This is a genomic window from Shouchella oshimensis (assembly GCF_004375095.1).
Classification (GTDB): domain Bacteria; phylum Bacillota; class Bacilli; order Bacillales; family Bacillaceae_D; genus Shouchella; species Shouchella oshimensis.
In genome coordinates, this window is sequence record NZ_SNUX01000001.1 from 644381 (window position 1) to 670385 (window position 26005).

Below are 26005 nucleotides of genomic sequence, written 5' to 3' on the forward strand. Positions count from 1 at the left end.
TTCATTATTGGTATCGCTCATTGTAACGCTGAACGCTGTACAAAGAACCCTCATCCACCATTTTACTATCTTCTGAATAAGGTCTTGGATTGCCTAATTGGAACGCTTTAATTTTATCTTCTTTTGTTTTGCCTGTTACTTTGTTAAGAAAATCGGTTCCTTTTTCTTTTAACTCCGCTCGCTTGTCCCCATCTACTAGGTAAACGGTTAATGCTCCTGCCACAGCAGCTGATGCTACTGCAACAACGGTTTTTTTTGCGTCCATTATGAAAAACCCCTCTCTAACATAATCAGCTTTCGTCTCTTATAATATGTTCCCAAGTAGGGTGCTTCATAAACCTAATAAGGCACTCTTCCAACAGAGTCCCTTATTTTTTGCTTATTTTTCATAGAGTTCTTCGGATTCTTTTACAATCCATTCTTGACCGAATGCTTGCTCGCCATCCCACTCTAACATACCGCCTTCATAATTACGAACATTTAAAAACCCTTGCTCTTTCATGTATTTAGCCGTATGTTGACTTCTTCTACCGCTTCGACAAATGAGGATGTAACTTTTTGCTTCATCCATCGTTGGAAGCATTGCAGGCATCTCGTTCATTGGAATTAACGGAACACCTGGAATATGACCGTCTTCGTATTCTGTCACTTCTCTTACATCAATAACAATCGGTTCCTGATGTGGCTGTTTGTTTGTTAATGCATCTTTTAATTCTGTTGTTGATAGTTGGATAACTCCATCTTCTACTTTACTCATCGTAGCCTCCTGCTTTTTTCTTATTCGATTGACATTTCAATATGTGGAAATGATTCACGCACTTGTGTTAACGTCACTTCTTCAGCTTGTAACTGCTCAAAAGCAGATAACACCTCGTTATCAATATAAGCAGATACGTTAATCGTGCCATCTGAGCGCACATAAGCTTCATCCTTTTCGGCTAGCTCATAAAGAGGTTGAAAAGATTGAATCCGAAAATCGACTGTTCTTCCTTGTATATCGCGTGTGTAGTCTCTTGTATCAATAGCATGTACACGAAAAGCCGAAGAAAGATGAATATAGCGCACTTGTTCATTTTCTACGCGTTGTTCTCGATCACGAGCGATTAGTACATCCCCACCGTATGCAGAAGGAGTAAACACAGACATAACAAAATAAAGGGTTAAGACCGTTATAAAGACTAGAAAAGAGCTCGTCCGTTCTCTTGCCTTTGTATAAACACCTTTTTTTTGGATACTACGATGGACAATTACAAGCGTTACCGCAAGTAAAGCGATGCTGATCCCAATGATAATAAATTGAAACCATCCTTCTGATAAAATAACCATTTAAAACGACTCTCTTTCTCGTACAATAATGTTGTTTAGCCATTTTAATCGTACCATAAGAGTGGTCATTAACAAACGAAAAAGGATAAAAACAATTAATTCTATTATCTTCTATTACATAGGCATGTTACCGCTATGTCGTTTATCTTCTAAACACTTATGTTGTAAACAAGCAAAGCGATCTATGACATACGTTCGTGTATCCGTAGGGCAAATGACATCATCAATGTAGCCTTGTTCTGCTGCTTCATAAGGAGAATGAGAATCCGTCGTATTCATCTCAGCTAAAATGGATTTTGTACTTTGACGACCCATTACCGCAATAGAAGCACCAGGCCAAGCCGCGACAAAATCAGCACCAATTCCTTTGCTATTTAACGCGACAAAAGCTCCTCCATACGCTTTTCGAAGAATAACAGTAATTTTTGGAACAGTTGCTTCTGCAAACGCATAGATGAGCTTCGCCCCATGACGCAACAGCCCTTTACGTTCTTGGTCCTTTCCCGGTATAAATCCACTCACGTCTTCTAAAACGAGAATCGGGATGGAAAAACAATGACAGAAACGAACAAACCTTGCACCTTTATCGCTCGCATCAATATCGATACACCCCGCTAAATGTAACGGATTATTTGCCACTACTCCTACCGTTTCGCCATTTAATCGAATAAAGGCAGTCACCATATTTTTTGCATAGCCTTTTGAAAGTTCGAATAATTGCTGCTCGTCCGCTATACATGAAATGATGTCTTTTACATTGTAAACATCGCACTCACTTTTCGGAAGGCACGCCTCAATCTCTTGAGGTTTTTCCCCTTGTCTTACTTTTATAGTCTTTTCTTGTAAATACGATAAAAATGTACGCACTTGTTCAAATGCTTCCTCTTCTGTTTCAGCAACAAAATGAGCTAATCCGCTCTTCGTTTCATGTACATTCGTGCCACCTAGCTCTTCACTTGTCATCGTCTCACCACTAATTGCCTGCAATACCTTTGGTCCTGTAATAAACATTTGGCTAATTCGTTTTACCATAAAAATTGCATCACTTAGTGCTGGAGAATATGCGGCACCTCCTGCACAAGGACCGAGCATAATTGAAAGTTGAGGAACTTTTCCAGAATAGTGTACATTTCGTTTGAAAATTTCTCCATAACCGTGAAGAGCTTCAATGCCCTCTTGAATGCGTGCACCACCTGAATCAATTAAGCCAATGATTGGCATTTGTTGTTCGTAGGCAAAATCCATTAATGAACAGATTTTTTTTGCATGCATCGAGCCTAATGTTCCCCCAGCTACCGTGAAATCTTGGGCATACAAACAAACATACCTGTCATTTATTTTGCCGATTCCAGTAACTACACCATCACCTGGTAGACGATCTTTTCCAGTAGCAAATCGGAAAAGTTCTGAGAAGCTGTTTTCATCAAGAAGTTGATCAATCCGTTCCCGCGCTAACAACTTTCCACGTTGACGTTGTGCTTTTTGTTTTTCCTCTCCACCACCAAGCCTAATGGACTCCAGACGCCCTTCAAACTCGGTTTGTTCATTAAGGTCCATTTCCATCCGCCCTTTTTTTTGGATCTGGTTGTAATGTAACCAGAATGAACAAACCTATTCGTTTAGCTCTTCCGCAATACAGGTAAAGTGACACAGCGAAACGAGCCGCCTGATTTAATAATTTCTGAAAAATCGATTTCAATAATGGTATATCCTCTTGCTCTCAACGCATCATTGGTTTTCTTATTTTGCGGCAAAGCAATGACTCGCTTGTGTCCAATTGATAACACATTGACACTCAAATAAAACTGCTCTTCTTTTGTAACCTCAATACAGTCATACCGATCCGTTAACTTCTTTAAAGACGTAGCTTCAATAGCATCAGGGTATAGTAACGCTTCATGATCAGACACTGGCTGAAACACACAGTCAAGGTGAAGAAATTTATGATCAAACGTAATCCATTCAAATTGTTTTTCTTTGTGATTCGCTTTTAATTCGTCAATACTATTTTGTGACGTACGACCGCTTGCACCAACAAAAACAACGTCTTTTGTAACGATCACGTCGCCACCTTCAATCGTTCCTTCATGCAAGGAATAGAACGGGCGTTCAATTGAATCTAAAAAGGCTGTTAATTTCTTTTCTTCGCCTTGCCTAACCGAACTTTCCATTCGCCCGACATAAAGTGTATTTTCAATTGTAAACCCACTATCTCGCATAAAGATTTGTTCAGGGAATGCTTCATTAGGCGGCAATACTTTTACATCGATTCCCTCTTTTCTCATGGTATCCACAAGTGACTGATGCTGCTTGCAAGCTAGCGCTTGGTCAATATTTTCATTCATATACTTTCGCTGTGTTTCGTTAATTGGTTCTTTAATGGCCATAAACTTTGGCTCACACACGAGAACTTCTTTTAATGGATCAAATTCAGTAGTACAATACACTTTTTCATTTCCCATAAGTAAAAAGCTCCTTCTTTTGATACAATCCTTTATTAAGATTTGCATAAGCCATTGAAAAAATCAATTTTTTCCATTATATTTTTATATATTCGTACATCAACAACTAGGTGTATAATAAAGAAGGTATTCTTACCTAATTTATACAGTAGATCCGATATTAAAATGAAAAGAATCAGACCAAATGGATTGGTCTGATCGCTAGTGAAAAGTCAGAAATAAATTATAGCCATTTTCTGAAATGGTTTTACCGTATTTATGGCGCTCGATGTGAGAGGAGAGCTCTGAAGAAAGAATGTGAAATTGTTCTTTATCACGGTGTTCCAAAGCAAGATCAATTTGTTTTCTTAAGTATTGTTCTTTAAAATAGTAACTAGAATAAGCAAGTACAGCACGTGCATAGAGTGATTGAACCGTCAAATCGGTACGAACCTCTAAACTATTAATAATTTGTAACTGCTTTAGGACATTCTTATCAATGGCAAATGGCTCTTTCATTATTCTCCCTCCATCTGTTATGATGATATCGTTTGATTTACGTAGTATTTACCCTTAATAGTATGGTCATAAACCTTAGGGCTATGGATGTTCCAGCCCGTTTTTTATTGATGATCATCAATTTTATATTCAAATTTATGCGGAGGTGCCTCACTTATGTGTGGTTTTATAGGAGAACTGTTACACAAACATAATGAAAATAATCATGCAAACGATCAAACCTGGAATCAAGCCTTAGAAGTTATTCATCATCGTGGTCCAGATTCAACGGGTGAATATAAAGATGATTTCGTTCGACTAGGTTTTAAACGTCTGAGTATTATTGATTTAGAAAATGGCTCTCAGCCCTTCTCTTACGAAGATGGTCGCTACCAGATGGTCTTTAATGGAGAGATTTATAACTATATTGAGCTTCGTGAAGCATTGCAAGAACAAGGTGTCACTTTTCAAACTCATTCAGACACGGAAGTGTTAATCGCTCTTTTTGCCCATGAAGGAAAAGACATGATAAAAAAATTGCGTGGTATGTTTGCGTTTGCGATTTGGGATACAGAAGAAAAAACGCTTTTCTGTGGTCGTGATCGGTTTGGTATTAAGCCATTTTACTACATGCGCGACAATGGTCGAATTCACTTTGGTTCAGAGCAAAAATCATTGATGCCCTACATTCAAGAAATTGAAGTAAACATGGAATCGCTGCAACACTACGCTACTTTTCAATATGTACCAGAGCCAAATACATTAACAACAACAGTTGAGAAATTGTTGCCTGGGCATTATTTAACGATCGATCAGCATTTGTCTATTGAGGTAACAAGCTATAGTGATCGCTCCTTTTATCGACAAACGCGCAACCAGTCTTTGGAATCATTAGTAACTGAAACAAAAGAGGTGCTTAAAAACTCTGTTGAAAAACATATGCGCTCGGATGTTCCAGTTGGTTCGTTTCTTTCTAGTGGGATCGACTCTACAGCGATTGTCGCTATGGCAAAAGAGCAACACCCTGAATTGTTAACATTTACAGTTGGCTTTGAGACACAAGGGTACAGTGAAATAGATATTGCTCAAGACTCTGCAGACAAATTAGGTGTCCGTAATATTTCTAAAATTATTACACCAGAGGAATTTTTACATGAACTTCCGAAAATTATGTGGCATATGGACGAGCCAGTTGCTGACCCAGCAGCAGTTCCGCTCTATTTTGTAGCAAAAGAAGCAAGTAAGCATGTAAAAGTGGTTTTATCTGGCGAAGGGGCAGATGAGCTATTTGGTGGCTATCGAATTTATCGTGAGCCATTAGACTTGAAGTTCTTTGATAAAGTACCTAAGAGCCTTCACCCTGCATTGAATCGTCTTGCACACCGTCTTCCATCTTCTGTAAAAGGACGTGGGTTCTTATTAAGAGGCACAACGCCGATAGAAGAGCGTTATGTCGGAAATGCCTTCATCTTTAATGAAGAGGAAAAAAGAGAGTTATTCCACTCTTACAATTCGGCTCATCCATACACAAATGTCACACGCCCACTTTATGATGCCGTTCGTGACTATGATGATTCTACGAAGATGCAGTATGTTGATATGCATACGTGGCTTGCAAGCGACATCCTTGTTAAAGCAGACCGTATGACAATGGCTCATTCTCTTGAATTACGAGTACCGTTTCTTGATAAAGAAGTATTTGAATTTGCCCGTTCCCTTCAAACCGACTTTAAACTTGCGAACAAAACAACGAAATTTGTTTTACGTGAAGCCATGAAGGAGATTGTTCCTGAATCCATTGTATCGCGTAAAAAGCTAGGCTTTCCAGTTCCAATTCGCGTTTGGTTAAAAGACGAGCTTTACAGTTGGGCTGAGCAAACCATTAAAACAAGCGCGGCCGACGAATATTTTAACAAAGAATATTTGTTAAGAATGCTTGAAGATCACCGTCAAGGAAAAGCAGACTACAGCAGGAAGCTATGGACGGTACTTTGCTACATGATGTGGCATGATCTACATCTTGCTCCGACGAATGAGACAGCCATTACGAACGTCATGTAATATCAAAAAACAGCTCATGGAAAGAGTCCCATGAGCTGTTTTGTATATCCATTAGGATGCTAGACATTCTGTTTCTAGAAAAGCTATAAAAGCTTTTAAATCAACCATTGTTACAAAGCGATCCCCCATTTGTACGAGCTGCTTTGAGAAAGAACGATCAATACTTTGTTCCTGTAGATCTTGAAAAGCATCGCCTTCTACTTGAACAATGTCGCTTGCTTCTTCTACCAACAGAGCTACGCTTTTATCTTCCCATTTACAGACTAGTAAACGTGTATGTATATTATCTTCTGTCTTGATCTGCTCGAATACATTTTTCATATCGACTACTGCAATAAGCTCGCCTCTTACAAGGATAACGCCTTCAATAACCGCTGGCGTATTTGGGACAGTCGCTATGTTCTTTACCCTTTCAATTGAAAGGAGCTGACTAAGTGGTAAACCATATTGCTGCTCTCCACTAGTAAAAACAATGAGTTTCTCCAGATTATTGCTCATGAAAAGCCCTCCATTGATTCGTGAAAAATAAAGATGTGTCTACAACCATCGCAATATTACCATCGCCAAGAATCGTTGCCCCTAGTAACCCTTTGGTTGTTTTCAATAAATGACCGAGCGTTTTAAGGACAATCTCACTATGACCAATAAAATGATCTACACGAAGGGCTACGAGCTTGTCTTTCTGATATAAAACCACCACAGACCATTCCTCTTCCTCTAAAGGGATTGGTGCGCCAACAAATGTTTGAAGAGAATAAAGGGGAATAAACTGTCCACGAACATGGATCATAGCTTGATCTTGTGAATAGTGAATCGCCTCTTGTCGAACCGTTGCTGTTTCCAATACAGCAGATACTGGAATGGCGTATGGACGATTGTCTACTTGAACTAGTAAAGCTTCCATAATTGACACGGTAAGCGGCAAGGAAATAGAAAAAGTAGATCCTTTACCTGGTGTTGAATAGACATCAATTGTACCGCCAATTTTACTTAAATTTGTTTTGACAACGTCTAGGCCAACACCTCGACCAGACAGATCCGTCACGGCTTCGGCTGTACTAAATCCTGATTGGAACAACAATTGATAAATGTCTTCATCCGCTCGCTCCATAGCTTCTTCTTCAGAAAGGAGGTTTAGTTTAAGAGCTTTTTGCAGTACTTTCTCACGATTAATTCCGCCACCATCATCTTCAATTTCAATTGCTACTCGACTGCCTTTGTAAAATGCCCTTAATGTAATCGTACCTTTTTCCTTTTTTTGTTGTGCTAGCCGCTGCTCTTTTTGTTCAATTCCATGATCAATGGAGTTTCGTAATAAATGCAAGAGTGGATCGCTTAATTCATCAATTAACGCTTTATCTATTTCTGTTTCTCCACCCTCAATAACAAAATCGATGTCTTTGTTTACCTCTTTAGCTATTTTGCGAACCATCTTTGGAAAACGAGAGAAAATGGTATCAAGTGACATCATTCGAATGGATAACATAACCGATTGAAGGTGACTAATGCTCCGATTAATCTTTTCTGTTGTTGTGGTCAAGTCTGTGTCGTCCACTTTTCTTGATAATTCTTCTAAACGACTTTTTTCAACAACCAGTTCCTCAAATAAATACATGAGTTCATCAAGCTTACCTAACTGGACACGAATTGATTTTTGTGTTTTTTCCTCTCTGGCTTCCTGCTGACGTCGCTCAGGGGCAGCTATAGGTGTCAGCTGCTGTGTCTGTTGCTGAATCGTAAAATCTTTAACGTCTACTTGAGTAATTTCTGTTAACGATCCAATTGATTGGACAATTTCATCCGCCTCTATACCTGTAGCCACGATTACTTGAAAGCTCTTTTCAAATAACCCTTCTTCTAGCGCTTCTGTGTAAGGGTTTGTGTACAGAATTTCACCTAGCTTCGTGATTTCAGTGATAACCATATAAGCACGAACACCTTTTAACATCGCTTGGTCATCTACACTAACGGTAATGGTTTTAACCGGAATCCCTTCTTGCACAGCCTGTTCAATGATGCGTAACGTATGTTCATCCATCGTCTGATTCGTAGATGTTTGTTTGCCTGCACCTTCGTTCATCTCATTTAATTGTTGTTTTAACTCTGGTGTATGTGCGAGTTCGATACCTTGTTCCGAAACAGATTCAATTGAACTATCTAGAAAATCAACGATGGCGTAAAAAAAATCGACATGTTGATCAGTTAAGCGTACTTTTTCCGATCGTAAATCATCTAAAACATTCTCAAATTGATGGGTGAGGTCTGCCATGACGGTAAAGTTCATTGAAGCAGCCATCCCTTTTATTGTGTGAGCCGATCGGAAAATGTCATCAAGAATCTTTCCTTGATGTTCTTCTTGTGCTAATTTAGGTAAATGCTCATTTATAAGTGACAGGTGTTCAAGACTTTCATCAATGAACATGGATACATAACGGTTTTGACTCAATGGATTCTCCACCTTAAAAAAAAGAATACGAGGAGATTTACCCTCGTACTCTTTATCGGATTCGTTTCGTTAGAAGTTTAGTATTGTGTATGTCAGCATGAGACTTCCTTTTAGTGGGATGTGAGACAAGCTTTAACCTAGTCCCAACGTTTCCTTCATTAAATAGCATCAGCGCCCATTCACGCCAAGTAACCATACCGTTAAAGAAGCAAACACAACAATACCCATATGTATGGAAAATCCTGCATAGTCACGCCGCTTTAAAGCCATTCTGCTCGTTTCAAAAAAGGAAAACAATAATAAAGCAATGGCGCCTTTTACAGCATAATAAGGCATAAATTGATACATATATAGAATGACACTACCTGTTAGAAGCAAAAGGATTTGCGTTACACGAACAAATAGAGCAATTAATGTACGCCCAGTTCGAATATCTCTCCAAGTCAGTAGTAACCAAATAGCAGCCCCGACAAAAAAAAGTGGCCAAACGTGATTATGAAATGATAAATACGGTAAAAAGGTTTGGGCAGGAATCACGCAATGCCCTCCTTCAGCTGTAGAATAAGAATACCTACTCAGTATAGCATAAAACAAAAAAACGAGAGTACACAACCCTCGTTAGTTTAAATCAAAATGATGTCCGTTCGCTTCATAAATAATCCATTCCGATAAATTAGTTGCATAATCAGCAATTCGCTCTACATACCGAGCGATAAAAGCTAACTGAGTTGTAGCTTCCACATTTTGCTCATTCACATCTTGTCTAAACAAGCGTTTAATAAATTTTCCAAACTGCTCGTCAATAAGGTCATCTTCTTTTGCCAGTTGTTGTGCAGATACGACATCTTTTTCTTTATAGGCAATAAGTGCCTTTGCAACCATTGCCCGGGCATCCTTCGCTAATACTGTTAACTCTGTTAGCGTTGACTCATCGACATCTGAGAGTCGTCTTGATACTTTAGCTATATCGACTGCTAAATCCGCTACACGTTCTAAGTCACCACTAATTTTCATGACAACAATCAGTTTACGTAAATCACCTGCAACTGGTTGTTGTCTAGCAATGATATCAAATACTTGTTCATTTAATTCAAGCTCTCGCTTATTAATTTTTTTATCATTTGCGATAATCGCTTCTACTTTTGTCGTATCGCGGTACTCAAACGATTGAATGGCCTCGTCTAGTTGTATGAGCGTACGTTCACCTAATTCTTGAATATGCGACACCGTTTCTTCTAGCTGTTGAACAAACATGCTTCGTAACATTCGATTCGCTCCTTATCCAAATTGACCTGAAATATAAGCCTCTGTCCGCTTATGTTCAGGATTTGCGAAAATTTTACGTGTATCGTCCATTTCAATTAGTTCACCCATATAGAAAAAAGCGGTTTTGTCAGAGATACGAGCGGCTTGCTGCATATTATGTGTGACAATGACAACGGTATAGGTACCTTTTAAATTGGAAATAAGTTCTTCAATCTTTGTTGTTGAAAGCGGATCTAATGCACTTGTCGGCTCATCCATTAACAAGACTTCAGGTTTCGTCGCAAGTGCTCGTGCAATACATAGACGTTGTTGTTGTCCTCCAGACAACCCCATTGCATTTTTGTTTAATCGATCTTTTACTTCATCCCATAAAAAGGCACCTTTTAAGCTAGATTCAACCAGTTCATCAAGCTCTTTTTTCTTTCGCACACCATGCACTCTTGGTCCATAGGCTACGTTTTCGTAAATCGATTTTGGAAATGGATTAGGCTTTTGAAACACCATGCCGACATGCTTTCGTAACTCTGCTAAGTCCATTGAAGCGTTCAATAGGTTTTCATACCGATAAGTTAATTCGCCTGACATTCGGATCGTTGGATTTAAACGTGACATTAAGTTTAGTGTTTTAATAAATGTTGATTTACCACAGCCTGAAGGGCCGATAATGGCTGTCACTTCTTTTTCATTTAAATCAAGATTAATATTTTTTAAAGCATGGTTTTGTCCGTACCATAAATTAAAGTCTCTCACACTATAGACTGATTTTGTTTCCTCTATTGTCGCAACCATAGCAAATGTCCTCCTTATCCAAATCGACCAGAAATATAGGCCTCTGTTTGTTTATGATCAGGGTTACTAAACAACTTTTCTGTTGGATTCGTTTCAATCAGTTCACCATTGTAGAAAAACGCTGTTCGATCAGACACTCGTGATGCTTGCTGCATATTGTGTGTCACCACAACAACTGTATATTGCTTTTTAAGGTCAATCATTAATTCTTCTACTTTAGCAGTAGCAATTGGGTCAAGTGCTGATGCGGGTTCATCGAGTAAAATAACCTCAGGCTTTAATGCTAGCGTTCTTGCAATACATAAGCGCTGTTGCTGTCCACCTGAGAGTTCAAGTGCTGAATCATGCAAGCGATCTTTTACTTCATCCCATAGCGCAGCTTTTGTAAGAGATTCCTCAACAATGTCTTTCCATTGCTTTTTTGGTACACCGTGAAACCGTAACCCATGTGTTAAGTTATCGTAAATGGACTTAGGAAATGGATTCGCTTTTTGAAATACCATTCCAATTTCCTTCCGCAACGCTACAACGTTGACAGCGTCACTTAATAAATTTACTTCCTCATACATCATATTCCCAGTCACTCTAGCTGATGGAATTAAGTCGTTCATTCGATTAATACTTCGCAAAAATGTCGATTTCCCACAGCCTGAAGGGCCTATCAATGCAAGTATCTCATTTCGATGAACGGTTAAATTCAAGTTTTTCACAGCATGGTTTTCACCATAATAAATATTAATATCTTCTGCTTTTAGTAACGTTGGTGCAGTCAACATTTCTGTTTGTTCCATTTCTTTTTGAACGGTCAACGTCGACATCGAATCCCTCCTATTTTGCAGACGTTAATTTTTTGTGTACATAGCGTCCAAGTAATCGTGCTAATAAGTTAAATAAGAGTACTGCGATGATAAGAACGAGAGCCGCCCCATCAGCAATATCTCTTGCATCAGGAACAAGCCCTTGCGTATTTACTTTCCAAATGTGTACAGCAAGAGTCTCTGCTGGTCGAAACACATTAAGTGGTGAGGTTTCGGAAAACGGGTTGAAATTTGCCCAATCTAATCTTGGTGTTGTCACGCCTGACGTGAAAAGTAACGCAGCAGCTTCACCGAACACACGGCCCGCAGATAAGATAACCCCTGTCAATATGCCAGGAAATGCTGCTGGTAAAATAATCGTTCGAATCGTATCCCAATGCGTAATGCCTAATGCTAGACTGGCTTCTTTTTGCTCCCTTGGTACGCTCGTAATAGAATCTTCTACAACACGAACCATTACGGGCAAGTTAAAGACAGTTAATGCAAGTGCCCCACCTAAGATTGAGTAGCTCCATCCTGTTAACTGAACAAAAACAAGTAGCCCAAACAAACCAACTACAATGGAAGGCAATGATGCCAACACTTCAATACAAGTACGAATAAAATCTGTCACTTTTCCTGGTTTAGCATATTCAGCCATATAAATACCGCCGCCTAAACCAAGTGGTACTGTAAATAACATGGTTAATACTAGAATGTAAAATGAATTAAATAATTGTGGTCCAATCCCTCCACCTTCTCGGAAAGAACTAGGTGGGCTTGTTAAAAAGTCCAAATCAAGCTGGCTAAAACCACGTACCACTATATAACTAATCAAACCGGCTAATACGGCAACAATTACAAGTGCAATTATCGTAAATACTGACGTTGCTAATCGATCTGTCCATCGTTTATTCATGAAAAACGCCTCCTAGATGACAAGAAACGGACGATGATAATGAACAAATAAGACATGACAAGCAAGATTAATCCGAGCGACCAAAGCACATTGTTTTCTGTACTTCCAGGTACCGTATGCCCCATGTTTAATGTAATAATCGTCGTTAATGTTGCAGTTGGATCAAGTAAAGATTCAGCAATTGTGCGAGAGTTTCCAATAACCATCTGAACGGCAAGGGCTTCACCAAATGCTCGAGCCATCCCTAGCACTACAGCGGTTAATAACATAGGTGTTGCTGCTGGTACAATAACACGCCGAATCGTTTGCCATCTCGTCGCACCGAGTGCCAATGACGATTCTCTCATTCCATTTGGTATGGAGCGAAGAGCGTCTGTTGCGATGCTTGTCACAGTTGGTAAAATCATGATCGATAATACGATCATTCCGGCAAAAAGCCCAAATCCTTGCCCACCGACATTTTCCCGTATAAAAGGAACAATGAGAGTTAAACCGATAAACCCATATACTACGGAAGGAATTCCAACTAATAACTCTACCGCTGGTTGAAGAATTTTCCGCCCCCAGCTTGGTGCTATTTCTGTCATATAGATTGCGGCTCCAATTCCTAAAGGAGCGGCTACGAGTGCAGCTAAAATGGTAACGGCAAATGAACCTACAATAAAAGGTAAGGCGCCGTATACCGGACCACCTTGCTCAGCACTTCTAGATGGATTCCATTCTAAGCCTGTAAGAAATTGAATAGGGCTAACTCCATCCGCTACAAATGCTTGTATTCCACGTAAAACGAGAAAGAGTGTAATGGCTAATGTTGTTAAAATAATAATGGCCGCACATGTATAAACAACAAGTTTACCAGTGCGTTCTTTTTTTATTGTTTTTTTCTTGTCTAGCAAACGGTCTGCTACAGATTGGGTAGCTGGCATGAACTTCTTCCTCCTTGATCTTCTCCTCAATGAAAATCAATGTTTAAAAAAGAGACTCGACTTATGAAAGCAAAGTCTCTTTTATCTATCATTATTTCGCTGTTTCGTTTCCTTCAGCATCTCGCTCTACTTGCATACCGGTTTCAGGAATATAACCCATTTCAGGAATGACGCCATCTTGAACCGTTTCGCTGAATAAGAAGTCGATAAACGCTTTTGTTAATCCTTCCGGTTCACCATTTGTATAAGAGTGCATATAAGCCCAAATCGGGAAGTCACCAGACATCACATTTTCGTCTGTTTGTTCGACTCCATCTACCGACAATGGAAGCACAGAACCTTGGTCATCGTAATACGAGAATGCAAGGTACCCAATAGCTCCTGGTGTTTCGCTAATAATTTGACGGACGGTACTTGATGAGTCTTCTGTAATCGCATCGGAAGAAGGTTCATTTCCTTCTAAACCATACTTCACAAACGTGTCTCTCGTTCCTGATGAATCTGGACGGTTTACAAGGACGATGTCTTGATCAACACCACCAATTTCACTCCAATTGGTTACTTCCCCAGTGAATATATCAATCATTTCTTCTGTTGAAAGATCGTCTACTCCTACTTCAGGATGAGCTGCTGGACCCATTCCGACAACGGCAATGCGGTGGTCAATCAAGTTAGAAGCATCAATATCATCTTTTTCTTCTGCAAACACGTCAGAGTTACCAATTTCAACCTGTCCACTTGCAATAGAAGAAAGGCCTTGACCAGAACCTCCAGCTTGTACAGAAATGCTTGCTTCTAAATTTTCTTCCATGAAGACTTCACTTGCTGCCGCCACTAACGGTTCCATTGCACTAGAGCCAGCGACGAGAATGCTCCCTGAAACTTCTTCGCTGTTATTCTCATCCGATCCACCGGTTGATGCATTGTCTCCTCCAGTATTTGCTTCATCATCTGATCCACATGCAGCTGCTGTTAATAGAAAGGCTGCGAAAACGGCTCCAAGGTTTAGCTTCTTCATCTGTTTTATTTCCCCCTATTTATTAAGCGGTATCGTTCTTACAAGCCCAAGTATAGTTGGAAAGTATTAAGTTCATTTATGGCTCATGTAAAGCTTTTGTAAAAAGCATGAAGAAGGCATTTACAAACAGTTGTACATGAAAAGTCAGTGATCAAGATTATTTCAACACACAAAAAAAGCACATGGCGTTTGACTTTTCCATGTGCTTTCATCTCATTTATTTATCTTGATTGTTCTTTTGTTGGACCATATAAACCAGGAACCGTTAACCCTGCTTGGCGAAGCAGTACGATCATCTGGCCACGATGGTGCGCTTGGTGATTTAGAAGTAAACGTAACATTGCTCCCTTCGTTAAGGTGGCTCCCAATGCTTCTAGTTCTTCCTCCATAAATGCATCAGAATTCACCTGCTCCACAGCATTGAGTAACGCTTTGCTTACACGATCGTAAGAATCTTTGATTACACTTGCACTACTAGGTTGTTTGTTGGCTAAATCAACATTTAAGTTAAGACCCAGTTGCCCAACAAAAAAGACAGGGGATGTCGTTAAATGCCAGCCTAGCCACCCCAACGTATTATGCCCCTCTTCAATAGCTTGTCCCAGTTTCTCGTCTGTTAATGATTGTAATACAGATAGCGTTAATTGAGACTCCTGTTTCCACTCTTGAATAAAATCCTCAACTTTACGATACATCATATCCAACTCCTTTTTTCATCATGTACTAGTATAGTAAAAAGCATCTCTTCCATTCAAGTCAGGCGAACTCACCCTTGCCAACGTTCACTTTGCTCAAACAAATTCCCTAGGCAAAGTAATAGCGATTCATTCCCTTTCGCCGCTATTGCTTGAACGCCAATTGGCATTCCTGCTTCTGTTTTGTAAACAGGTAGACTAATGGCTGGTTGACCTGTTAGATTAGCTAATTGTGTAAACGGTGTATATGTCAAACTTGGTAAAAACATCTCGTACACAAACGCTAATTGATCTTTAACCCCCAACTGCTGAATTCGGTCTTTCATCTCTAATTCATCATCAGGAGAAGGCGTTAATTCACCAATCTTTGGTGCGATGGACGCGGCACTTGGTGTTAAGTAAAGGTCGTACGTTTCGTGGAATTCCATAGCTGTTGCAGCATGCTGATCCCAAGATGTTAAGCTATTGGCATAATCAGCTGCTCCCACATTTTTTCCCGTTTCCGCCAACACAAAGGCTTCTGTCTCAAAATCGTCTCCGGTTAATACACGATTAAGCGATTGCTCTAGTCGCTGACGCACATTCGCCATCTCTCCTGCATTCATTAAATAATACTGTTCCATTAATAAACGGCCATTAATCGCTGGCGTCGCCTCTTCAACAAAATGACCTAAAGAATCAAGATAGCGAATGGTTGTCATAAGTGCTTGTTTCGCATCGTTAGAAACAGGGGTGCCCACTGGTGAAGTGTAAGAATAAGCAATTCGTAAAGGAGGAAGTTCCTTAGATAACGTTCGCTCAAAGCCTGCTTGGAAAAGCGGCGTATGAAAAGCGACTTCTGGTTGATGAATTTGCAAAACATCTAATGCACGAGCACTATCTCGAACAGAACGACTAAGCACAAAATCAATTGCCGCTCCCTGCCACTGCCTTCCAGCTCCTGGTCCAACTGGCGTTCGTCCTCTCGTCGGTTTTAAACCGACAAGACCACTAAAAGAAGCAGGAATGCGAATGGAACCACCACCATCACTGGCACCTGCAATTGGTACGATTCCACTTTGCACTGCAGCTGCAGCTCCACCGCTCGACCCACCTGGAGAATAAGATTCATTTAATGGATTTTTGGTTGCACCGTATAACTTCGGTTCCGTAATATTCTTCAACCCAAATTCCGGAGAATTGGAATAGCCCATCATACAAAAGCCTGCTTGTTGAAGTCGTTTAGTGTAGTGGCTCGTCGTTGTCGCAATGGAACCTTTTAATAATCTACTTCCGCCATTCATTTCTTCTCCTTCAAGGGCTTGCGATGAATTTTTCAATAAAAAAGGAACGGGATAAAACGGTTCATTGTGATTCACTGTTTCCAATTCGTTAAAAACCTTTTCTTCTCGAGTTGAGATGACGGCATTTAATTGTTGATTCACTGCAATTCCTTCCAAGCAAGCTTCCAACACCTCAGTCGGCTTTACTTTTCGTTCTTTTACTAATGAGCTTAGCCCTACACCATCGTACTGCTTGTATTCATTAAAGTTCATGTTAGCCTCCTTTTTTTCAGTATAAAAGAACGCACATCATTTCGCTTATGATGTGCATGCATGAATAAAAGCTTGAAACAACTTTTTCGATTGCTTATCTGTCATATTTTCCGGATGCCACTGGACACCAATTTGAAACGGATGGGAGTGATGTTCGATTGCTTCAATTACACGGTCATTCGTCCAAGCAACTGCTTGAAAAGGAAATGATACATTGCGAACAGCTTGATGATGAAAACTATTCACGTACATAGTGGTGCAGGTAACAATTGATTCTAATTTCGACGATGGCTTCAGTTGAATTTGGTGACTCCTATATCCCCTAGGTGCGCGTTGACGATGTTGCACGAGATCTCCTTCATATTGTGTAGGTAAGTCCTGATACATATCGCCTCCTGCTGCAATGGATAAGATTTGCATGCCACGACAGATCCCCAATATTGGCTTCCCCTCAGCTAAAGCTGCTTTTGCTAGTTCATACTCAAACAAATCCCGCTCGGGTGTAATATCGCCTAAATGCGGGTGTGGATCTTCATTAAATAACATCGGATTAATGTCGCCGCCTCCCGTTAATAATACACCGTCAACTGTTTTTATGTAGTGCCATGCTTTATCAGGCTCAATATTTGGCAAGATAACAGGAAGTACGGATTCATCATTGATTGCCGAAATATTGTCGATTGCTGTACTTAGTCTTCCGCCTTCAACAATAGATGAAGTAATCCCAATTAGAATCATTTGCTAGCCTCCTTTTTACTTACACTATGCGTAGCCTTACAAATGATGTCAAGAGCATAATTGACATTTCCCACTGAATTCGCTACGCTTTTCTAATGATCGTTTGAACAGAAGTGAGGCATTTATATTTATGAAACGAATTGTGATTCTTGGTGGTGGAATTGTTGGAAGTTCCACAGCTTTCCATTTAGCAAAACAAGGCTACGACGTTATTCTTATAGATAGTCGTCATCCCCATCGTGCTACAAATGCTGCAGCTGGTATTGTGTGTCCTTGGCTTTCGAAAAGAAGAAATCAGGCCTGGTATCAATTGGTAAGAAGAAGTGCGGCCTATTACCCGTCGTTTGTGAAATCATTAACGGCACTTGGTGGGGATGAGACTGGATTTAAGCGTACTGGGGCCTTATGGATACATGAAAAAAAAGAGAATGTGTTAGAAACCATTGAGCGTGCAACTGAGAAACGTCAAGAAGCACCGGAAATTGGCTCGCTCACTTATCTTGAAGGAGAAGAGCTACAAGAGCACTTTCCACTCCTTCACTCAAACTATTACGGCGTATTAGTAGAAGGGGCAGGCCGTGTAGATGGTCAGCTATTAACAAACTCTATTCAGCAAGCTGCTCAAACCCTTGGTGCCTCGATTCTTCACGATGAAGCATCTGTAAAAGAACATGAGAATGGGCGAATAGCCGTCGTTACAAGTGCCGGTGAAGTAGACTACGATGAACTGATTATTACGAATGGTGCCTGGGTAAAACCACTTTTCGAATCAACATCGATGTCAATTGATATTCGGGATCAAAAAGCGCAAATTGTTCATATGCAAATTGATGCCGACACATCTCATTGGCCCGTTGTCATTCCGCCTGGTAATCAATATCTTCTTGCTTTTGAAGATGGAAAAATTATTGCAGGTTCTACTTACGAAAATCATACAAACTTTGAATCGTCCATCACCGTTGACGCCATTCATACTATACTCCACGAAGCATTATCTGTAGCTCCTGGTTTAAAAGCGGCTACATACATTGATACGAAAGTAGGCTTTCGTCCAGTTGCCCCACACCATATGCCATTGTTCGGAAGACTACCGAATCATAAAACGGTCTGGATAGCAAACGGACTTGGCTCTACTGGTCTCACTGCTGGACCTTATATCGGCTTTGCACTCGCTGAATCTCTCGCTAATCGAGAGGTACCGCTCTCACCATCCCTGTATGATGTAGCTTCGATTATAAAGCACTAAGTCCAGTCTATTCGCTGGGCTTTTTTTCGCTTACAGATGGCTACATACGGGTATGGTATGAGTGGAGGTGTAAAGATGAGCTACTATAAACAAATGGACAAACATGCGAATCACCGCAAATCCCCAGAAAAATACCTTGTAGGCCGAGGCGAGCAAGGAGTCTTAATGGTTGAACCTTATAAAAGTGAGATTTTACCCCATTGGCGCTTTAAAACACCTGATATTGCTAAAGCTTCTGCAGAAAAGATATACACACAATTTCTCCAGTATCAAGAAGAGGAAGACTTTGTTGGGATGGATATGGCAAGAAAGTTTTTGCAGATGGGTTATACGAGGGCAAGACGATACGCTAATTATCCAGGTGGCAAAAAATACGATCAAGATGGTCATTTAAATGAACGAGATATTGACGAAGAAAAGGCAACAGCAGCGCGTTATTTTGAAGAAAAATGGAAAATTGTTCGAGAGGACCAAGACTATTTAAACATGAAAAAACAGCATCAAGACCGTTATGGTTAATTTACAAGATGGTCAAGAGCTGTTTTAATTCTTTCATGTCAGCTAGTATCGATTCTTTAATGGCTGGTCGATAAAAAATGGCAGAAGGATGATACGTTGGAAAGACGATCGACCAATTCTTTCGTGTATACGTCCCCTCTGACCCATAAGATCGTAATTTGGTGCAAAAGGGTTTTCCATGTTGCACGCTAACCTTAAACTGAGAACCAGCTAAGCGTTCTAGTGCAATTCTGCCTAACGTTACAATGATTTCAGGTTGAATTGAAGCAATCGTTTCATCTAGAAGAACCGCATGTGCCGCAATTTCCCTTTTTGTTGGCGTACGATTGCCACGCTCTTGAACCGGCTTGTTTATGCTTTTACTATCGGTTTTATAGGGCCTACTACGAACAGTACTTGTCACATAAATATCCTCACGACTTAGTCCGATTAGCTGTAAATATGCTTCAAAGCTTTTTTCAGACTGTCCAGAAAAAGGTTTCCCGGTCACAATTTCCGTTCGTCCCGGCGCTTCACCGACGAATAAAACACGCGCCCTTTCATTGCCTTCACCGTGTAGAAATCCTTCACAAGGGAAAGGCTGCATTCGTCTTTTTGCGTCTTGTATAACTTCTGATTTCAGCATTTTCCTTAGCCTCGTTTAGCCTTTAATTGAGCTTGCAAGAGCGCTAACTTCGTAATACATCGTTTGCGCTCTCCATCACTTGTAGCGCACCAGATCATTTGATGCAAGGTGTAAAGCTGGTGTTGATCTCGGCTTTTCATAGAAACCTACTTCCTCTTTTCGTTTATTACCTAGTATAGACCGCTTCACCATTTATAATCGTCTGTTCGACCACTGTGTCAATCGCTAAGGGATGGCCACTCCAAATCACAACATCGGCATCTTTACCACTTTCAATACTTCCTACTCGGTGTTCTAAATGAAGATGTTCTGCTGCGTACACCGTTATCGCCTTTAGAAGTGTATGTTCATCAATTCCGTGTTTTCGTGCATACCCAGCAGTTGTGACTAAATGTTCTATTGGAATAACAGGGTGATCTGTGGTGATAGTAAAGGGTACACCTGCATTTGCAAAGCCTTTCACCGTATCCCAACTTTTATTGGCAAGTTCTTGCTTAGACCTTGCAGAGAATGTAGGGCCAATCGTAAAACGAAAATCACTTTCAAGCAGTTCTTTTTCAACGAGATGTCCTTCTGTTACATGCTCAATGGTTATTTCAATTGAAAATTCCTTTGCGATCCGAATCGCTGTCAAGATATCATCTGCCCGGTGAGCATGGATACGCATTGGTAGTTCCCCCTTGAGAACTGGCAACAGTTGTTCCATTCCTAAATCTCTCATGGAAACCTCACCCTTTGCTTTTCGATCTCCATAATCCTGCGCATGCATTAACTCTTGACGAAGAACTGCAGCAACCCCCATTCTCGTGACAGGCATTTTTCCTTTTGCCCCGTGAACAGATTTTGGATTTTCACCTAAAGCGGCTTTCATTGCCGATGGTGCTTTAACAATCATTTCATCTACAGAGCGACCCGTTGTTTTAATGACACATGTTTCACCACCAATTACATTTGCACTCCCTGGAAGAACTTGAACAGTCGTCACACCGGCTTTTCGCGCATCGAAAAAGCCACTATCACTTGGATCAATTCCATCAATCGCTCGTACCTCTGGTGTACATGGTTTAGTAATCTCATTAAAATCATGTCCTGCTTTTCCAACATCTTGTGCGTAAACACCTAAATGAGTGTGAACATCTATGATCCCAGGAGTCACCCAACTTCCATTTGCATCAATAATAATGCTATCTTCTCTGCGATTTACCTTCTTGGCAACATCAATTATTTGATGCCCTTCTATTAAAATTTCAACTGATTCTACTTCTGTTTTAACACCTGACCAGACTTTACCGTTCGTTATAACCGTTTGTTTCATTCCATCAACTCCTATCTATACTAGTTCGACGCAAAAAAACCGCTGCCTTCTTTTTGGCTAACGGTGGGGATCGTTCATTTTTTCTTGTAACTCTTTAATGAGTTGTTCGGCACCTTCTTTACTTAAACAAATACTGCCATTTGCGAGTTTAATATTTTCATCCGAACTCTCCCCAGTAATCAAACACGCACTGTAGGGCTGATATTTCTCTAGCACAATTTGATCGCCATCAATTAAAATAGCGAGAGGTGTTTTAATCTCAATATTTAACATGCTTCTTAACTCTTTGGGAATCACAATGCGACCTAACTGATCTAACTTTCTAACAATACCTGTTGATTTCACTTTTTTAACTCCTCCTTGACGAATTCCTAATTTTACCTATTTATTCACCATTCTAGTTTACTTCATCTTTTCCTGTTTTAACAGTGTGTTTCGACAAAATTAGTGTTAAGTCGCATCTGAATTCCAAAAGCTGCTAGCTTACCTAGTACTTTTTAATCATTTTCAAAACGATTTTTTTCATAAAAAAAAACCTTGCGTATGCAAGGTTTTATGCTGGATATACACTAACTTGTTTACGATCACGACCAACGCGCTCGTATTTAACAACACCGTCTACTTTCGCAAAAAGAGTGTCGTCTCCACCTTTACCAACGTTTGTTCCAGGGTAAACGCGTGTACCTCTTTGACGAACAAGGATTGATCCTCCCGTTACCGTTTGACCATCAGCACGCTTTGCGCCTAGGCGTTTAGAACGAGAATCACGACCGTTTTTCGTACTACCTACTCCCTTTTTCGATGCGAAAAATTGAAGGTCCATTCTTAACATATCGTCACCTCCTGTCGGTTTCAATACTCATAAATGAGCGATATGATTGTTCCATTGAATGAAGAGAAAGTTCCATCCCTTTCAAAAGCAATTGAACTTGATCATATGTTTTTGTATCCAGATTTTCTGGAACTTCACAGTGTAAATAGCCACCTTCTGAACCAGCCAAATCAACAACAAGATCAACACCACATAACGCATGAACTGCATTAATTGCTCCAATGGAAACAGCAGAAGCACCTGCACAAACAATATCTTGTCCGTGAGGACCGGCTTCAGCATGTCCGCTCATCGTGAACATTGTAATATTCTCTTCTTGATCATGGTGAAATTGAATACGTATCATCGGGCTTAGCCGTTAATTTTACCAATTACAACTTTTGTATACGGTTGACGATGACCTTGCTTACGACGGTAGTTTTTCTTCGCTTTCATTTTGTAAACGATGATTTTCTTATTACGTCCGTGTTTTTCAACCGTTCCCGTAACAGAAGCACCTTCTACGAATGGAGCGCCGACTTTTGCTGAATCGCCACCTACAAATAGGACTTTATCAAAGCTTACTTCTGCTCCAGCCTCAGCATCTAGTTTCTCAACGTAGATCTCTTGACCTTCTTCAACTTTGATTTGTTTACCACCAGTTTCAATAATTGCGTACATTTCTGCACCTCCTCATAACATAAGACTCGCCATTTTAGGCAGGAACGTGTCCGTTTAACACCTAATCCGCGCGGTTGTAAGTTCATTGGGTGCTACCAAATCACTAACACACATCATCATAGCACAGTTTCGAATTCGCTGTCAATCATTGTTCGTAAGGGTTTTGAGTCGATTTTTTGCTGCCTGTTCGGTACCTTGAAACAGAATCTCATATGGTTTTTCCACTGGTAGTTGGTTGGTGCTTACCAAAAGAACACTTGCATTCAACCAAGACTCTAACCGCTTTAACACAGACGCTTCGTTTTCATGAAATAAGTGCACTAGCTCCGGTCGAGCTTGAACAAGCATACATTCAACACCACGTAGCTGGGCTAATTCATTTTCCAATTGAAAAGCAAAACCATGATTCGTTAAAATCCGTCCACTACCTTCGCATGTTGGACAAGTCTGCTGCACCATTTCTGCCATTGGTAAAGAAGCTTTTCGCCGTGTCAACTCTAGCATGCCTAGCTTCGTAAAGCCCTTTACACTCGTTTTGATATGATCCTGCAGTAACTCTTCTTCAACTTGTTTCAAAATGTCTCGTTGTGCTTTTTCGCTTTCCATTTCAATAAAATCGATTAAAATCATTCCGCTATAATTTCGTAAGCGCAGTTGTCGACAAATTTCCACGGCTGCTTGTTGGTTCACTTCAAAAGCCATTTGAGATTTTGTTGCTTTCTTTGTGTATCTACCTGAGTTTACATCTACAACAGTAAGTGCCTCAGTTTCATCAAAGATTAAATAGCCACCATTCTTCAACCATAGATGACGTCGCATCGCCTTCTGAAGCTGCCCTGAAACAGACAAGAAAACATCTTCACTTCCGGCTGTCAGTCGAACCCTTTCTTTCAATGAAGCCGGTAGTAATTGCTTCAACATTAGAAAGTCATCATACTCATCCACAAACCATTCGTGAAGCTCCTCGTTACAATGGCGTTTTATCAGCTGCTCAATTAAAGAAGAACCTTGGAACAGTTGTGACGGAACTTGAGCTTGATCTGTCTGTGTTTTCTTCCAAAGTGCTCTTAAAAACCGGATTTCTTCTTCAATATCCGCACGGGTAGCTTTTTCACCCTGGGTTCTTACGATCACACCCTCATCACCTTGTAGTAAAGAAGTAAGGTAATCAGCTAAAGATTGGCGTTTCTCCTCTTCACGTATCTTTTTTGATAGTGACACACCATGCCCTTCTGGTAAATAAACAATCGCATGTCCTGGTAAAGAGATGATTTCCGTTAGTCGCGGTCCCTTCGTTCCATCACTTTCTTTCGTAACTTGCACAGTCATCTCGGAACCAGCTTTTACATATTGGTTAATCGATCGCTCCTCATTCCCATTACGAGCATCCCTTTGATAGGCTACTAACTCATCTCGATGAAGAAAACCGTTCTTTTCGCCTCCAATTGACACAAAAGCAGCCTGCATATTTGGCATTACTTTTTCAACTTTCGCTTTAAAAACAGATCCTATTAGATTAGGAATAAATTCGCTTTCGACATACCATTCTACTGCTTTTCCATGTTCATCAATAACGACCGCTTCTCGTTTTAATGATGTTTTTTTCATTCTTATTGTTTTGGTCATTTGTATACTGCTCCTTTTTCCTTCCTTTTTATTGTAAAGGATGCAAAAAGAAGACACAAACTTGTCTCGTTACCTTTTATCTAATTCGTCTATCTTCACGTGTGAACCTTTTTGAAAGTAGGCGTCTAACACTGCTTCTAACGAATAAGTGTACCGAGCGTTATTCTCTACTACAATGGTGTGTAAGTGATTTTTTCTAATCTGTTCACTTACTACTTTAAGGGTCGTTTCTCTCTCAACATAAAGAGCTGACTGCTTTGTTGAGGTTTGATCGTTTATTTTAGCCATTAAAAAACGAATAAACCGATAATTTCGTTGGCGATAATCTAAGATAAGTGTAAGGAGCAGGAAAGAAAAAATCATCATGAGATTTAGCTTGAGCATAAGAACAAGTACAACAAAGAAGCCAAGGGTAAGCAGGATAAGGGACGTTAACCATGTCGCCTTCATTGCTAGTTTATAAGGCAGGAAAGCGCTGTAAAGAAGATGGACAAGCCTTCCACCATCAAGGGGATGAATAGGAATGAAATTGAAGAGTAGGATGGCTATGTTATGGCTAATAAATAATTGATGATCTTGTATCATCCAAACGTCTGTCGTGTGTAAAAGAATATAGGAGAGCCCAATCATCCAACTATGTTGAAAGGGTCCCCAACAGACAATCCATGCCTCTTCTCTAGCAGGTCGAATGCCTTTAGGTTCTAAAACAGCGGCTCCACCGAAAGGCAATAGTTCAATCTTAATCACGTCCCAATGAAACCGCCGCGCCATCCATACATGACCCATCTCATGGACAAAAACGATGAATAAAAGCATGAGCACTTCTTTAAAACGCCCACTTAGCACACCCATTGCTATAATGACCCAAAAAAAAGGATGGATGTGTATTTTCTTTAAAAAATTAATCAAAGTTCATCACAGTGCTAGGGTCAATGTACTCACCATTTTCTTTTAATGCGAAGTAGAACAATCCAGCCTGTTCTTCATCGGTTTCAAGGATCGTACCAATTGCCGCTCCTCTTGATAGAATATCATAAGGGCGTACGTGCACATCATCTAACATTCCATAGACGGATACAGTCCCGTCTTGATGCTGAAGCTCAACCACTTGCCCAAGCGATTCTTCATCTTCATACAAATTAATAACATGACCGCCCTTTACTGCTTTTACCACTTCTTCCACACCCGTTTCAAGTAGGATGCCCTTCCGGTCTTCAGAAAAGCTTTCTTTAATACTACCTGAAGCGGGCAATGCATAATTGACAATGTCGTCACTACCTTCTTGTGCCCTTTGATCAGGTAACAATTCTAATGGTGAGCCGAACACACTTTCAAAATAAGAGGAAACAGCTGCAAATTGAAAATGTTCTTCAAATGAATGATTGACGAATGCTTGAACACTTTCCGCTTGCTTATGATTGGCATCATAGGCAATTCCAATTGCAAAGAACAAACAACCTGAGAGAATTGATTGCAGCGCTAATTTATGAAAGCGAGAAGAGGTTGGCTCCTTGTCTTCTGTTCGTGGAAATGGCGAGCGGTCCTCCAGTTGGGTAGGATTGCCTTCTTTTTGTTTCTGCTTTAAAGCAATTTGTTTTTCAATTTGTTTTCGTCGATCCACCTTAAGCCCTCCTTAACTTGCGAAACACACTTTCTTTCATCGTATGACTTGTCCTGTTCATCTATTCAGATTAATACTAAAATAAATAGGGAATAGATTTTTCTAG

At 40.2% G+C, this 26005-nt stretch carries 31 protein-coding genes and 1 other annotated feature; of the genes, 3 read left to right on the forward strand and 28 right to left on the reverse strand.

Annotated features, from left to right (window positions below; genetic code table 11):
• Positions 1-4: 4 nt before the first annotated feature.
• The 6 genes from E2L03_RS03390 to E2L03_RS03415 form a co-directional block, all read right to left on the reverse strand.
• Positions 5-265, reverse strand: a complete 261-nt coding sequence (locus E2L03_RS03390; protein WP_038481518.1) for a YbyB family protein — start codon at positions 263-265, stop codon at positions 5-7.
• Between the two features lie 114 nt (positions 266-379).
• Positions 380-757: a rhodanese-like domain-containing protein gene (locus E2L03_RS03395; protein ID WP_038481521.1), complete on the reverse strand. Its 378-nt coding sequence runs from the start codon at positions 755-757 to the stop codon at positions 380-382.
• Between the two features lie 20 nt (positions 758-777).
• On the reverse strand, positions 778-1326 hold the full coding sequence (locus E2L03_RS03400; protein ID WP_038481524.1) for a hypothetical protein: 549 nt from the start codon (positions 1324-1326) through the stop codon (positions 778-780).
• 114 nt (positions 1327-1440) lie between these two features.
• Entirely contained in the window at positions 1441-2883 is a 1443-nt protein-coding gene (locus E2L03_RS03405) for an acyl-CoA carboxylase subunit beta (RefSeq protein WP_176463653.1), read from the reverse strand.
• Between the two features lie 62 nt (positions 2884-2945).
• Positions 2946-3788 carry a dimethylarginine dimethylaminohydrolase family protein gene (locus tag E2L03_RS03410; protein WP_055736301.1) on the reverse strand — a complete coding sequence of 281 codons (843 nt, stop codon included), beginning with the start codon at positions 3786-3788 and terminating at the stop codon, positions 2946-2948.
• 201 nt (positions 3789-3989) lie between these two features.
• Positions 3990-4286, reverse strand: a complete 297-nt coding sequence (locus E2L03_RS03415) for an IDEAL domain-containing protein (RefSeq protein WP_038481532.1) — start codon at positions 4284-4286, stop codon at positions 3990-3992.
• A 156-nt stretch (positions 4287-4442) separates the two neighbouring features.
• On the opposite strand from E2L03_RS03415, the gene asnB reads away from it, so the two are divergent.
• Complete coding sequence (gene asnB, locus E2L03_RS03420; RefSeq protein WP_134258567.1) at positions 4443-6326, forward strand: asparagine synthase (glutamine-hydrolyzing); 1884 nt, start codon at positions 4443-4445, stop codon at positions 6324-6326.
• A 51-nt stretch (positions 6327-6377) separates the two neighbouring features.
• On the opposite strand, the gene E2L03_RS03425 is transcribed toward asnB, so the two are convergent.
• From E2L03_RS03425 to E2L03_RS03480, 12 genes are all read right to left on the reverse strand, one after another.
• The gene (locus E2L03_RS03425) at positions 6378-6824 is read right to left on the reverse strand and encodes a chemotaxis protein CheW (protein WP_134258568.1); all 447 of its coding nucleotides are present in this window, start codon (positions 6822-6824) and stop codon (positions 6378-6380) included.
• On the reverse strand, positions 6814-8772 hold the full coding sequence (locus tag E2L03_RS03430) for a chemotaxis protein CheA (RefSeq protein WP_134258569.1): 1959 nt from the start codon (positions 8770-8772) through the stop codon (positions 6814-6816). Before E2L03_RS03430 ends, E2L03_RS03425 begins: the two co-directional genes overlap by 11 nt.
• A 168-nt stretch (positions 8773-8940) precedes the next feature.
• On the reverse strand, positions 8941-9309 hold the full coding sequence (locus tag E2L03_RS03435) for a hypothetical protein (RefSeq protein ID WP_038481538.1): 369 nt from the start codon (positions 9307-9309) through the stop codon (positions 8941-8943).
• 81 nt (positions 9310-9390) lie between these two features.
• Positions 9391-10038 carry a phosphate signaling complex protein PhoU gene (phoU, locus tag E2L03_RS03440; protein ID WP_038481541.1) on the reverse strand — a complete coding sequence of 216 codons (648 nt, stop codon included), beginning with the start codon at positions 10036-10038 and terminating at the stop codon, positions 9391-9393.
• 12 nt (positions 10039-10050) lie between these two features.
• Positions 10051-10827 carry a phosphate ABC transporter ATP-binding protein PstB gene (gene pstB, locus E2L03_RS03445; RefSeq protein WP_055736297.1) on the reverse strand — a complete coding sequence of 259 codons (777 nt, stop codon included), beginning with the start codon at positions 10825-10827 and terminating at the stop codon, positions 10051-10053.
• Between the two features lie 14 nt (positions 10828-10841).
• Positions 10842-11645 carry a phosphate ABC transporter ATP-binding protein PstB gene (pstB, locus tag E2L03_RS03450; protein WP_038481547.1) on the reverse strand — a complete coding sequence of 268 codons (804 nt, stop codon included), beginning with the start codon at positions 11643-11645 and terminating at the stop codon, positions 10842-10844.
• Between the two features lie 10 nt (positions 11646-11655).
• On the reverse strand, positions 11656-12543 hold the full coding sequence (pstA, locus tag E2L03_RS03455; RefSeq protein ID WP_055736296.1) for a phosphate ABC transporter permease PstA: 888 nt from the start codon (positions 12541-12543) through the stop codon (positions 11656-11658).
• Positions 12540-13469, reverse strand: a complete 930-nt coding sequence (pstC, locus tag E2L03_RS03460) for a phosphate ABC transporter permease subunit PstC (protein ID WP_055736295.1) — start codon at positions 13467-13469, stop codon at positions 12540-12542. Before pstC ends, pstA begins: the two co-directional genes overlap by 4 nt.
• A gap of 91 nt (positions 13470-13560) precedes the next feature.
• Positions 13561-14487: a phosphate ABC transporter substrate-binding protein gene (locus E2L03_RS03465; protein ID WP_095150469.1), complete on the reverse strand. Its 927-nt coding sequence runs from the start codon at positions 14485-14487 to the stop codon at positions 13561-13563.
• A gap of 221 nt (positions 14488-14708) precedes the next feature.
• A complete protein-coding gene (locus E2L03_RS03470) occupies positions 14709-15182 on the reverse strand; it encodes a DinB family protein (RefSeq protein ID WP_038481559.1) in 474 nt (157 codons plus the stop codon).
• Between the two features lie 71 nt (positions 15183-15253).
• Positions 15254-16717: an amidase family protein gene (locus tag E2L03_RS03475; protein ID WP_134258570.1), complete on the reverse strand. Its 1464-nt coding sequence runs from the start codon at positions 16715-16717 to the stop codon at positions 15254-15256.
• A 45-nt stretch (positions 16718-16762) separates the two neighbouring features.
• On the reverse strand, positions 16763-17455 hold the full coding sequence (locus tag E2L03_RS03480; protein ID WP_038481565.1) for a gamma-glutamyl-gamma-aminobutyrate hydrolase family protein: 693 nt from the start codon (positions 17453-17455) through the stop codon (positions 16763-16765).
• A gap of 130 nt (positions 17456-17585) precedes the next feature.
• Between E2L03_RS03480 and E2L03_RS03485 the strand changes: the two genes are divergently transcribed.
• Positions 17586-18701 carry an NAD(P)/FAD-dependent oxidoreductase gene (locus E2L03_RS03485; RefSeq protein WP_134258571.1) on the forward strand — a complete coding sequence of 372 codons (1116 nt, stop codon included), beginning with the start codon at positions 17586-17588 and terminating at the stop codon, positions 18699-18701.
• Between the two features lie 75 nt (positions 18702-18776).
• The gene (locus tag E2L03_RS03490; protein WP_038481570.1) at positions 18777-19220 is read left to right on the forward strand and encodes a DUF4385 domain-containing protein; all 444 of its coding nucleotides are present in this window, start codon (positions 18777-18779) and stop codon (positions 19218-19220) included.
• A 1-nt stretch (position 19221) separates the two neighbouring features.
• Here E2L03_RS03490 and E2L03_RS03495 read toward each other — a convergent pair whose 3' ends face one another.
• The 10 genes from E2L03_RS03495 to E2L03_RS03535 all read right to left on the reverse strand — a co-directional run bounded on the left by E2L03_RS03495 (position 19222) and on the right by E2L03_RS03535 (position 25899).
• Positions 19222-19845 carry a uracil-DNA glycosylase gene (locus E2L03_RS03495; protein ID WP_134258572.1) on the reverse strand — a complete coding sequence of 208 codons (624 nt, stop codon included), beginning with the start codon at positions 19843-19845 and terminating at the stop codon, positions 19222-19224.
• Between the two features lie 5 nt (positions 19846-19850).
• Positions 19851-19985 (reverse strand): hypothetical protein, encoded by a 135-nt coding sequence (locus E2L03_RS20805; protein WP_269083167.1) that lies wholly within the window; start codon positions 19983-19985, stop codon positions 19851-19853.
• A 26-nt stretch (positions 19986-20011) separates the two neighbouring features.
• Positions 20012-21160: an amidohydrolase gene (locus E2L03_RS03500; protein WP_134258573.1), complete on the reverse strand. Its 1149-nt coding sequence runs from the start codon at positions 21158-21160 to the stop codon at positions 20012-20014.
• 57 nt (positions 21161-21217) lie between these two features.
• Positions 21218-21505 (reverse strand): AbrB/MazE/SpoVT family DNA-binding domain-containing protein, encoded by a 288-nt coding sequence (locus tag E2L03_RS03505; RefSeq protein WP_038481581.1) that lies wholly within the window; start codon positions 21503-21505, stop codon positions 21218-21220.
• A gap of 208 nt (positions 21506-21713) precedes the next feature.
• A complete protein-coding gene (rpmA, locus tag E2L03_RS03510; RefSeq protein ID WP_038481584.1) occupies positions 21714-21992 on the reverse strand; it encodes a 50S ribosomal protein L27 in 279 nt (92 codons plus the stop codon).
• Positions 21993-21996: 4 nt separating this feature from the next.
• Positions 21997-22338 (reverse strand): ribosomal-processing cysteine protease Prp, encoded by a 342-nt coding sequence (locus tag E2L03_RS03515; protein WP_055736287.1) that lies wholly within the window; start codon positions 22336-22338, stop codon positions 21997-21999.
• A gap of 5 nt (positions 22339-22343) precedes the next feature.
• Positions 22344-22652, reverse strand: coding sequence for a 50S ribosomal protein L21 (rplU, locus tag E2L03_RS03520; protein ID WP_038481589.1), 309 nt, complete (start codon positions 22650-22652; stop codon positions 22344-22346).
• 12 nt (positions 22653-22664) lie between these two features.
• Positions 22665-22738, reverse strand: a sequence feature (ribosomal protein L21 leader region).
• A gap of 55 nt (positions 22739-22793) precedes the next feature.
• On the reverse strand, positions 22794-24260 hold the full coding sequence (locus E2L03_RS03525) for an Rne/Rng family ribonuclease (protein WP_166740176.1): 1467 nt from the start codon (positions 24258-24260) through the stop codon (positions 22794-22796).
• 87 nt (positions 24261-24347) lie between these two features.
• Positions 24348-25187: a M50 family metallopeptidase gene (locus E2L03_RS03530; protein WP_166740177.1), complete on the reverse strand. Its 840-nt coding sequence runs from the start codon at positions 25185-25187 to the stop codon at positions 24348-24350.
• Entirely contained in the window at positions 25180-25899 is a 720-nt protein-coding gene (locus tag E2L03_RS03535) for a peptidoglycan DD-metalloendopeptidase family protein (protein ID WP_055736284.1), read from the reverse strand. The genes E2L03_RS03530 and E2L03_RS03535 overlap by 8 nt, the downstream gene beginning before the upstream one ends.
• Positions 25900-26005 lie beyond the last annotated feature (106 nt).

Coding starts and splice junctions, on each gene's coding strand:
- pstB (WP_038481547.1), bottom strand. CDS start 11,645: ATGTCGACGTTGACCGTTCAAAAAGAAATGGAACAAACAGAAATGTTG.
- E2L03_RS03475 (WP_134258570.1), bottom strand. CDS start 16,717: ATGAACTTTAATGAATACAAGCAGTACGATGGTGTAGGGCTAAGCTCA.
- E2L03_RS03390 (WP_038481518.1), bottom strand. CDS start 265: ATGGACGCAAAAAAAACCGTTGTTGCAGTAGCATCAGCTGCTGTGGCA.
- E2L03_RS03480 (WP_038481565.1), bottom strand. CDS start 17,455: ATGATTCTAATTGGGATTACTTCATCTATTGTTGAAGGCGGAAGACTA.
- rplU (WP_038481589.1), bottom strand. CDS start 22,652: ATGTACGCAATTATTGAAACTGGTGGTAAACAAATCAAAGTTGAAGAA.
- pstC (WP_055736295.1), bottom strand. CDS start 13,469: ATGCCAGCTACCCAATCTGTAGCAGACCGTTTGCTAGACAAGAAAAAA.
- E2L03_RS03515 (WP_055736287.1), bottom strand. CDS start 22,338: ATGATACGTATTCAATTTCACCATGATCAAGAAGAGAATATTACAATG.
- phoU (WP_038481541.1), bottom strand. CDS start 10,038: ATGTTACGAAGCATGTTTGTTCAACAGCTAGAAGAAACGGTGTCGCAT.
- E2L03_RS03465 (WP_095150469.1), bottom strand. CDS start 14,487: ATGAAGAAGCTAAACCTTGGAGCCGTTTTCGCAGCCTTTCTATTAACA.
- E2L03_RS03495 (WP_134258572.1), bottom strand. CDS start 19,845: ATGCTGAAATCAGAAGTTATACAAGACGCAAAAAGACGAATGCAGCCT.
- E2L03_RS03490 (WP_038481570.1), top strand. CDS start 18,777: ATGAGCTACTATAAACAAATGGACAAACATGCGAATCACCGCAAATCC.
- E2L03_RS03410 (WP_055736301.1), bottom strand. CDS start 3,788: ATGGGAAATGAAAAAGTGTATTGTACTACTGAATTTGATCCATTAAAA.
- E2L03_RS03395 (WP_038481521.1), bottom strand. CDS start 757: ATGAGTAAAGTAGAAGATGGAGTTATCCAACTATCAACAACAGAATTA.
- E2L03_RS03415 (WP_038481532.1), bottom strand. CDS start 4,286: ATGAAAGAGCCATTTGCCATTGATAAGAATGTCCTAAAGCAGTTACAA.
- E2L03_RS03425 (WP_134258568.1), bottom strand. CDS start 6,824: ATGAGCAATAATCTGGAGAAACTCATTGTTTTTACTAGTGGAGAGCAG.
- E2L03_RS20805 (WP_269083167.1), bottom strand. CDS start 19,985: ATGAAAAGCCGAGATCAACACCAGCTTTACACCTTGCATCAAATGATC.
- asnB (WP_134258567.1), top strand. CDS start 4,443: ATGTGTGGTTTTATAGGAGAACTGTTACACAAACATAATGAAAATAAT.
- E2L03_RS03405 (WP_176463653.1), bottom strand. CDS start 2,883: ATGGACCTTAATGAACAAACCGAGTTTGAAGGGCGTCTGGAGTCCATT.
- E2L03_RS03470 (WP_038481559.1), bottom strand. CDS start 15,182: ATGTATCGTAAAGTTGAGGATTTTATTCAAGAGTGGAAACAGGAGTCT.
- E2L03_RS03400 (WP_038481524.1), bottom strand. CDS start 1,326: ATGGTTATTTTATCAGAAGGATGGTTTCAATTTATTATCATTGGGATC.
- E2L03_RS03485 (WP_134258571.1), top strand. CDS start 17,586: ATGAAACGAATTGTGATTCTTGGTGGTGGAATTGTTGGAAGTTCCACA.
- pstB (WP_055736297.1), bottom strand. CDS start 10,827: ATGGTTGCGACAATAGAGGAAACAAAATCAGTCTATAGTGTGAGAGAC.
- rpmA (WP_038481584.1), bottom strand. CDS start 21,992: ATGTTAAGAATGGACCTTCAATTTTTCGCATCGAAAAAGGGAGTAGGT.
- pstA (WP_055736296.1), bottom strand. CDS start 12,543: ATGAATAAACGATGGACAGATCGATTAGCAACGTCAGTATTTACGATA.
- E2L03_RS03525 (WP_166740176.1), bottom strand. CDS start 24,260: ATGAAAAAAACATCATTAAAACGAGAAGCGGTCGTTATTGATGAACAT.
- E2L03_RS03500 (WP_134258573.1), bottom strand. CDS start 21,160: ATGAAACAAACGGTTATAACGAACGGTAAAGTCTGGTCAGGTGTTAAA.